This window comes from Thalassotalea litorea, assembly GCF_005843925.1.
GTDB lineage: Bacteria > Pseudomonadota > Gammaproteobacteria > Enterobacterales > Alteromonadaceae > Thalassotalea_A > Thalassotalea_A litorea_A.
Genome location: NZ_VCBC01000007.1, coordinates 218,286 through 226,471, shown reverse-complemented (window position 1 = coordinate 226,471; position 8,186 = coordinate 218,286). Strand labels below are relative to the sequence as shown.

9 protein-coding genes are annotated in these 8,186 nt (G+C 43.1%); 4 read left to right on the top strand and 5 right to left on the bottom strand.

Annotation, left to right across the window (positions count from 1 at the left end; all coding sequences use genetic code 11):
• Positions 1 to 595: 595 nt before the first annotated feature.
• Positions 596 to 1,144 (top strand): gamma carbonic anhydrase family protein, encoded by a 549-nt coding sequence (locus FE810_RS08925; RefSeq protein WP_138319700.1) that lies wholly within the window; start codon positions 596 to 598, stop codon positions 1,142 to 1,144.
• A 31-nt stretch (positions 1,145 to 1,175) separates the two neighbouring features.
• Here the strand turns inward: FE810_RS08925 and FE810_RS08920 are convergent, their stop codons facing one another.
• The 3 genes from FE810_RS08920 to FE810_RS08910 form a co-directional block, all read right to left on the bottom strand.
• The gene (locus FE810_RS08920; RefSeq protein ID WP_138319699.1) at positions 1,176 to 1,415 is read right to left on the bottom strand and encodes a hypothetical protein; all 240 of its coding nucleotides are present in this window, start codon (positions 1,413 to 1,415) and stop codon (positions 1,176 to 1,178) included.
• Positions 1,416 to 2,243, bottom strand: coding sequence for a shikimate dehydrogenase (gene aroE / locus FE810_RS08915; RefSeq protein ID WP_138319698.1), 828 nt, complete (start codon positions 2,241 to 2,243; stop codon positions 1,416 to 1,418).
• 114 nt (positions 2,244 to 2,357) lie between these two features.
• Positions 2,358 to 3,053, bottom strand: coding sequence for an OmpW/AlkL family protein (locus tag FE810_RS08910; RefSeq protein WP_138319697.1), 696 nt, complete (start codon positions 3,051 to 3,053; stop codon positions 2,358 to 2,360).
• A 313-nt stretch (positions 3,054 to 3,366) separates the two neighbouring features.
• Between FE810_RS08910 and FE810_RS08905 the strand changes: the two genes are divergently transcribed.
• The 3 genes from FE810_RS08905 to FE810_RS08895 are packed head-to-tail and all read left to right on the top strand — an operon-like array spanning position 3,367 to position 6,522.
• On the top strand, positions 3,367 to 4,098 hold the full coding sequence (locus FE810_RS08905) for a glycosyltransferase family 2 protein (protein ID WP_171022316.1): 732 nt from the start codon (positions 3,367 to 3,369) through the stop codon (positions 4,096 to 4,098).
• On the top strand, positions 4,088 to 4,780 hold the full coding sequence (locus FE810_RS08900; RefSeq protein ID WP_138319695.1) for a TVP38/TMEM64 family protein: 693 nt from the start codon (positions 4,088 to 4,090) through the stop codon (positions 4,778 to 4,780). The genes FE810_RS08905 and FE810_RS08900 overlap by 11 nt, the downstream gene beginning before the upstream one ends.
• 2 nt (positions 4,781 to 4,782) lie before the next feature.
• Positions 4,783 to 6,522, top strand: coding sequence for an ArnT family glycosyltransferase (locus FE810_RS08895; protein ID WP_138319694.1), 1,740 nt, complete (start codon positions 4,783 to 4,785; stop codon positions 6,520 to 6,522).
• Here the strand turns inward: FE810_RS08895 and hemF are convergent.
• Together hemF and tsaC are read right to left on the bottom strand one after the other, a co-directional pair.
• Positions 6,515 to 7,432: an oxygen-dependent coproporphyrinogen oxidase gene (gene hemF / locus FE810_RS08890; protein ID WP_138319693.1), complete on the bottom strand. Its 918-nt coding sequence runs from the start codon at positions 7,430 to 7,432 to the stop codon at positions 6,515 to 6,517. The two genes, FE810_RS08895 and hemF, sit on opposite strands and share 8 nt — an antisense overlap.
• The gene (gene tsaC / locus FE810_RS08885; protein WP_246037002.1) at positions 7,429 to 7,980 is read right to left on the bottom strand and encodes an L-threonylcarbamoyladenylate synthase type 1 TsaC; all 552 of its coding nucleotides are present in this window, start codon (positions 7,978 to 7,980) and stop codon (positions 7,429 to 7,431) included. The genes hemF and tsaC overlap by 4 nt, the downstream gene beginning before the upstream one ends.
• Positions 7,981 to 8,186: the final 206 nt, after the last annotated feature.

Genomic DNA, 8,186 nt, shown 5'->3' with positions numbered 1-8,186 from the left:
AATGGTAAAATCAATCTTAACGTGAGTGCCCACACAAATTGCTTGATAACTAATTGTTAAAGACATTGTCTCTTTCGAGACGAAAACTAAATCACATTCGCTTAGTCTTCAATTCGCTGCAGGCCTTGCCCGAAGCAGGATGCGCATTCTACGCTATCCGATTTTGATGTCAACCGATTTTTGATAATTAATTCGAAAAAGTTGTTTTCGATTATTTACCAGTTTCGGTTGTGATAACCGGGTTAAACCCGTGTGGTTATCGTATCAAAACACTTCGTTGGGATGTCCCGTGGAAGTGGATGCGCATTTTAGAGATTTTGAGTTTCCCGTCAACTCTTTTTTTTAAAAAACTGCAAATAACTGTTCGTTTGCACAATAACCGTACAACCCCCGTAATTAAAGGCTCTTAATTACCCAATACTATTAACTTTTGATCAACATCTCTATTTAAAGGCTTCGTGTAATAATCAGTGACTTAGCTAATCCGCCCCACTAAATGAACGCCTAAAAGACAGATAAAAGCGACTAAACTTTAACGTTTTGATGTTTTTTTGTTAAATTTAAAGTCAAATCGTTAAATAGAGTAATTACTAATATGTCTATAAACAACACGTCACTACGAAGCTATCAAAATGTCACGCCTGAATTGGGGGCAAAAGTCTATATAGATTCAAGCAGTGTTATCGTTGGCGACGTCAACATTGGTGACCATAGTAGTGTATGGCCATTGGTTGCAGCCCGTGGTGATGTAAATATTATCCGAATTGGCAAAAGAACCAATATACAGGACGGTACCATATTGCACGTCACGCGTAAGAGTGAAGCAAAACCCGATGGCCATCCTCTTATTATAGGTGACGATGTCACTGTTGGACACAAAGCTATGTTGCACGGATGTCAATTAGGTCATCGAATATTGGTTGGTATGGGCAGTATCATCATGGATGGCGCAATAGTAGAAGATGATGTCATTATTGGTGCGGGTACATTAGTGCCCCCCAACAAGGTATTAGCATCGGGTTACCTTTATGTGGGCAACCCAATGAAACAAGCAAGGCCACTAAAAGATGTCGAAATCGAATTTTTAAAACAATCAGCCGATAACTATGTGCATTTAAAAGATGAGTATTTAGCGGAGCAGTAAAAAATAAAAGATAATCCGCTTAAGTTCTATATCAATATCGCAATTGGATCTCGGTAATCTCATCGAGATCGTTGTCTTCAGTCCAATCTTCAACTAATGCTTCCAAATCGAGTTTTAGTGCCTGGGTCACTTGATGCGATGTAGGGCTGGGTTGATTGACAAATGTCACCACCACGTTAATCTGTCGACCCGACGCCATCCCACTAAATGTAATTGTGGATAAATCACCGGATAGTTTAAAATCATCATTAAAGATTAGTGACTGGTTCATCTAACTGCCCTTACTAAGCATTTCTCTTAGTTCAACAATAACAGGCTCAATTTGAGGCATTTTCCCAAACCATATAGAAAAGCTTTTTGCCGCCTGACCGACTAGCATCCCCAAACCATCAATACATAGTGCTGCACCATGCTGTGAACACCATTGCATAAATCCTGTAGGCGTGGCCTGGTAGACCATATCGTAACAAATCGTATGTTGGTTAATTATTGTCGATGGCACATTGGGCCTTTGTTGCGATAAACCTGCCGATGTTGCATTGATAATTAAATCGAAGTTAGCATCGTTTAACTCGTCAAATCCGCAGGATTGAATTTGAGAATCACCAAAATGCGCTTTTAAGTGGTTTGCCTTCGATGCTGTTCTATTGGCGATAGTCAATGTCGCGGGATTCTCCTTCAATAACGCAGGGATCACACCGCGTGCAGCCCCACCAGCGCCTAATAATAATATGTTAGCATTGGTTAATGTTGCGCCTTGCCTATGAAGGTCTGCCACCAGACCGAAACCATCGGTATTATCACCATATAAGTGGTCACCACTTATATATATGGTATTAACCGCGCCACTATCCTTGGCAATATCAGAAAGTTGATCACATAACCGCCAAGCTTCTTCTTTAAAAGGAGCGGTAACGTTTGCACCGGAGCCACCATCGGCAATAAAGGATTTTAAGTTCCGCTCAAATCCATCACATGGCGCCAATGTAGCCTCATATTCAATCTCTACTCCGAGTTGATTAGCAAATTGTTGGTGTATCCAGGGTGAGCGTGATTGTTTGATTGGATTACCAAACACACAAAATTGACGGGGGCTCATAGCATTCCTTGTACTAAAACTATGCCGTAATCCTATCGAATCGTAGTAAATAATGGAATGAAAAAAGCAGCGCTAGTAACGCTGCTTTTATTCGAGTTGGCTATTAATTAAACGTTAAAACTTATAACCAAGCATGAGCGAGTAAACCATAGGGTCAATTTCGACACTCGATGAACCTGGAATTTCGCCTATTTTGAAGCTCGCATCGGATTCGATATCAATGTATCTCGCAGATGCATTCACTAACCAATTATCGGTAAAATAGAAATCCAGACCTACCTGAGCGGAATAGCCCCAAGAATCGTCCAGTTCAAGATCATTAAACCCAAGTGCATCGGGATCTGATTTAAACTTCTCTTCAAAAAATGTGGTGTAGTTTAAACCAAGTCCTAAGTAAGGCTGGAAGCTACCATTGGTTGTAAAGTAGTACAGAACACTCAGCGTCGGTGGTAAATGCTGGACTTCAGCAAGAGTGGCGCCATCTACCGGAACACCAAAAATACCCGGAGCAATGCCCGTAGAGTCATTGATGATGACATCATGATTAAATGGCGTTGCCGCCAGCAACTCCACCGCCCAATTCGAGCTGAAAAAATAAGCAAAGTTAAGGCCTAACTGAGTATCATCTTCAACGGACAAGGATAATGGTGTATCCCCGCCTAACGCGTCGACAAAAACACCAGAATTGCCATTATCGGGATCGACATTCGTCGCACCGGCTCTGATCACCCAGTCACCAGCTTCGTTGGCATTGACTGCACCCACAGAAAGGGCCGCCGTTATTACCAGAGTTAATATTTGTTTTTTCATACTTCTCTCCCTCAGAGAACAAAACAAAAAATAACTGATCTCTTTATATACCTGACTTTCGAGTATGTTTGACTGAAGCCTTTGTACACATTCGACCAGCACCTGAAGTTTAGTCGATCCCCAATAGGGTGCTTATTGATTTACATCAAACCCCGGTGAGAATGCTGGTGAAAAACAGCAAATATTTAATCATTGTCTATAGTTAGGTTCTATTTAACTATCAGAATTCCTTTTTGCTCACAGTGTCAAAATTAGTGAACATTAGGGTGATTTTCTGAGGCTTGATTGAAGAAATACTAAAACAAGTATGAGCATCGATATTTCTGTCGTGGTACCGGCAAAAAATGAACAGCACAACATTGCCCCTCTAATCCGTGAAATCAACCAGGCATTATCTGGAAATTATCAATACGAAATCGTGTATGTTGACGATGGCAGTGAAGACGATACCTCGCAACGGCTATTTGAGATTCAAAATAATCAATCAAACCTGCGAATTATCCGCCATAAAAATAGCGTAGGCCAAAGCACTGCGGTATTTAATGGTGTTACAAGTAGCCGCGGAACCCTTATAGCAACCTTGGATGCCGATGGTCAGAATGACCCCGCAGATTTACCCAAACTGATCGACGCTGCATTAAACCAACCACATCACAGCCATTTTTGTATTGCCGGCTATCGTAAAAACCGCTCTGGTGACAGCGCCTGGAAACGTTGGCAATCTAAAGTTGCGAACAGTATTCGCCAAGCGTTACTCAATGATGAAACACCAGATACCGGATGCGGCTTAAAAGTGTTTTCCAAAGAAACATTTATGTCACTGCCCTATTTCGACCATATGCACCGATTTTTACCCGCCTTAATAAAGCGCCGGGGTGGGCATATTGAAGTGGTCGAGGTTAATCACCGCGAACGCTTGTCCGGCAAATCAAATTATTCGTTTAGTAATCGCGCTTTTGTGGGGCTGATCGACTTGTTTGGAGTGATCTGGTTGATTCGTCGATACAAACGAGCCGAAGTCATTGAAACAAATCATGAGTCATAACGTTCCCGCAAGCGTTAAAAAGCACCTGTTAAAAACGGTGCTTAGCTTTATTGTATTTTTGAGTGTGGCTTTATTACTTCAAAAATACATTTTTGCCGATTGGTTTACCGAATCATTTTGGCGTGAACTCGCGCCATCATCACTGAGCATGCAATTCGCTTTCATCGCGATGGCTGCGCTCAGCACCATGCTTGGTTTTCCTCGTCAGGTCATCGCCTTTGTCGCTGGCTATAGCCTGGGATTTTGGTATGGGACATTACTCGCAACCGCATCAACATTGCTCGGTTGCATGCTTTGCTACAGTTTCGCGACAAAACTATCAAAGCATTTCCAACTTGCAAACAAATACAGATTAATCCAGCGATTAAGTGCATTTCTCGCCAGCGATGTATTCTATAAGACGCTGATTATCAGACTCTTTCCAGTTGGCAGTAATTTACTTACCAACCTTGCCGCTGGCATTAGCCAAGTTAACAAACTCGCCTTTTTCAGCGCCTCATGCCTAGGTTACTTGCCACAGATGATTATATTCAGCCTGAGCGGCAGTGGCATTAACCTACAATCTAAATGGCAATTACTGCTTAGTGGTGTATTACTCTGCATTAGCCTTTTGTTAAGTATCTGGTTGTACCGAAAAGAACAAAACCAGCTGCACGTTAATCCCTTTATTCAACAGAAATAGTCATGGATAATGGAATGTTGATGACACCAGAATTGTTAAAGCGAACCTCGGCATTTTTAATTACAACTTTGTGCCTAGCCTTGATAGTTGCGCTTTACCTTCCGGGCATAGACACCATTTGGCTGTATCATGAAGAAACTCGCAGAGCTCTGGTAGCCCGGGAAATGATGGAAAATGCCACCTGGCTTACTCCAACAATTAACCAACAGGCGTATTGGGCTAAACCACCACTATTTAATTGGTCAATCATCTTATCGAGTATTTTCACTGACGGGCAAATCACCGAGCTTACCGCCCGCCTGCCTTCACTCTTATCAACATTGGCACTAACCATTTTGCTGTGGCTATTTACTCGCCAGTATTTTCATTACCGTTTGCAGGTCTGGTTGCTGTTAATGGTTTTATTTACACCGGAATTAACACGAAAAGCAACCTCGGCGGAGTTGGATACCGTTTTTACCGTGCTGGTTAACTTGTCATTATTCAGCTGGTTTTATTTTTGGCAAAAACAACAATCTAAACGAGCCTGGATTGTTTCTATGATGCTAATCGGGCTGGCCTATCTATGTAAGCGGGAAGCCGCGTTATTGTGCTATTTCCTAACCATTTTAGGCTTTCTTGTTTATTCAAAACAATGGCGCTCGATTAACAAGGCTGAATTTTTTACGGCGTTATTTATTCCCCTATTGTGTGCCGCAATATGGTGGCTGCCGATGCTCATCCAATTTGGCCTGAATGCATCGATTGAACTCAATCAGGCAGAAGTCGCCGCCCGTCAACACCAAGGTAACAATGTTAATTACCTGACAAGTGTTTTCAGCTATCCATTTATGGTTGCAGTTGCTCTGCTTCCTGCAAGCCTGTTATTGCCATTGCTGTTCATTCAAACGTATCGCCAGTATCTACAGACTCACTATGGCCATTTGTATTATTTTTGCCTGATTGCCACCTTCAGCAATCTAGTCCCTATCATGCTTATCGGCGACAGCAATGTACGTTATTTCTTACCAATGTTTATTCCCGCATTACTGCTAGCCACTATGCTTTTGGATGCAGGACAAACAATCGAACTGAAATCACAACAGGAAAAAAGAGACTGGGCTCGAATTTATCTCAAAGGATTAAGCAGAACGATTCCTCTGATATTTTATAGTGCCATCATTATTGGCTGTGCAGTGCTGGTTACCATGGCTGGCGTATCCACGCAAAGTAACTTAGGCCTGATTGCGGTGTCGGTTATTGTTATGTTTTTGCTGATTCGGAAAACCAGACAACGCCTTTTGCCAAACACAATCGAACAAGCCAAATCCTTCGCCATTTTTTCAATGGTGCTGGTTATCTGCATACGATTAGTGGATATCAGTTATAGCCTGCCATATCGACAGCAGAGCCTGGAAAAATACCGCAATATCGAAGCAATGCTGATACAAATCAATCAAATCCGCAATGATATGGAATGGCGCAGCAAAACATCAGGAATAGAGCAAAGGATCAGCATCTATGGCGACCACAAGCTTTCCCACGGGCTCTATTTTTACGATGAAACGCATTTAATAACGGCGGTAAACTGCACCACATTTGAAAACAAAAACCCTGCGTTATGGCTATTTATTGAAAGCAAAGATGTCCAATTAGCGATAAGCGCAGACGATACGTTGCTGGCTCAGTTTCCCTATACAAAAAAATACCGTCTGCACCTAATTGCAACAACAAAGCCCAGTCAATACTGCCAGACTAAGTAAGCTCTTTTAGCCAATCTCTTGGCGTTAAATATGACGCTAACCTGCTTTCCGGCGAATCCAGTTGTGGTTGATAATTGTATTGCCAGCGAGCCAAAGGTGGCATCGACATTAAGATGGATTCAGTACGACCACCACTTTGCAGCCCAAAGAGTGTGCCACGATCGAATACGAGATTAAATTCTACATAGCGGCCACGTCGGTACAGCTGGAATTGACGGTGAGAATCATCAAAACAGTGATCCTTACGGCGTTCAATAATTGGCACATAGGCATCGATAAACCCTTGGCCAACAGCCTTGATGTAGGAGAAGCATTGTTGGAAGTCCCACTCATTGAGATCATCAAAAAACAAACCACCGACACCTCGGGTTTCATTGCGATGTTTGAGATAAAAATAATCGTCGCACCAGCGCTTATGCTTCTCATATACGTCGTTACCAAATGGCGCGCATAAGTCGTGAGCAACCTGATGCCAATGTTTGACATCCTCGTCAAACGGATAAAAGGGTGTCAGATCAAAACCACCACCGAACCACCAAACCGGTACTTCGCCTTCTTTTTCGGCAACAAAAAAGCGCACATTAGCGTGCGAGGTTGGAATAAAGGGATTGTGCGGGTGAATGACCAAAGACACACCACAGGCGCGCCAGGTACGCCCCGCAAGTTCCGGGCGATGAGCCGTTGCAGAAGGCGGTAATTTATTACCGCTGACCATGGAGTAATTAACGCCACCTTGTTCGATCACGGCCCCATCAGTCATCACGCGCGTACGACCACCGCCGCCTTCCTGACGCTGCCATTCATCTTCAATGAATTTACCTTTACCATCGGCTTGTTCCAACTGCTGACAAATATGATCTTGAAGTTGTTTTAAAAAATCAACGACGGGCTGAATATCTACCTGACTCATTGGCGAAATGTCTCTCCGGTTAACGCATCGATAATCGTGGATGGCTTAGTATGGCCCAACGTATTACCTTTAATAATAAAATCTACCTGTGCTCCGAGCGCTTGCTCGACATCTTGCCAACATTGAGCTGGTGCATGACCAGTAAGGTTGGCGCTGGTAGATACGATTGGTTTACCCGTTGCCTGGCACAACGCCACCACATCGGGCTGACTGGTTACGCGTATCGCAATTGATGAGAAGCTACCGGTCAAATAGTCAGATAAACCGGGCTTTGCAGGAAACACTTGGGTAATGCCATCAGGCCAGCGGGATAACACGCTAAAGCGTTTATCCTGAGGAATAGCGCCATCATCCACATAAGGCAGTAACTGCGAGTAATTTCCAGCGAGAAGTATCAAGCCTTTTTCCTTTGGCCGTTGTTTCAATGCCAGAAGATTCTCAATCGCTTGATTATTGTCAGGATCGCACCCCAGGCCAAACACCGCTTCCGTCGGGTACGCGATAATCCCACCTTGTGCAAACACCTCTGCAGCCGTTAATTCAGTCACTCTCATTCCAAGTCAATTACTCATCACAAACAATTTTAACAAGTGTCGAGGCCAACAAACAAATTTTGTGTCATCTTTTTGCAACAAATTCATAGTCCTTAACCAATTCCCTGTGGTGAACGTTTTGGGATTTAGATAAACACAGGTATAATTGCCGCTTATTTTTATCGGCTCGAGCTTGTTAAGCGCGGGCTTCCTAATTTTTT

Excerpts from the sequence above, each read along its gene's own strand:
- FE810_RS08925 (WP_138319700.1), top strand. The coding sequence starts at position 596 with ATGTCTATAAACAACACGTCACTACGAAGCTATCAAAATGTCACGCCT.
- FE810_RS08920 (WP_138319699.1), bottom strand. The coding sequence starts at position 1,415 with ATGAACCAGTCACTAATCTTTAATGATGATTTTAAACTATCCGGTGAT.
- aroE (WP_138319698.1), bottom strand. The coding sequence starts at position 2,243 with ATGAGCCCCCGTCAATTTTGTGTGTTTGGTAATCCAATCAAACAATCA.
- FE810_RS08910 (WP_138319697.1), bottom strand. The coding sequence starts at position 3,053 with ATGAAAAAACAAATATTAACTCTGGTAATAACGGCGGCCCTTTCTGTG.
- FE810_RS08900 (WP_138319695.1), top strand. The coding sequence starts at position 4,088 with ATGAGTCATAACGTTCCCGCAAGCGTTAAAAAGCACCTGTTAAAAACG.
- FE810_RS08895 (WP_138319694.1), top strand. The coding sequence starts at position 4,783 with ATGGATAATGGAATGTTGATGACACCAGAATTGTTAAAGCGAACCTCG.
- hemF (WP_138319693.1), bottom strand. The coding sequence starts at position 7,432 with ATGAGTCAGGTAGATATTCAGCCCGTCGTTGATTTTTTAAAACAACTT.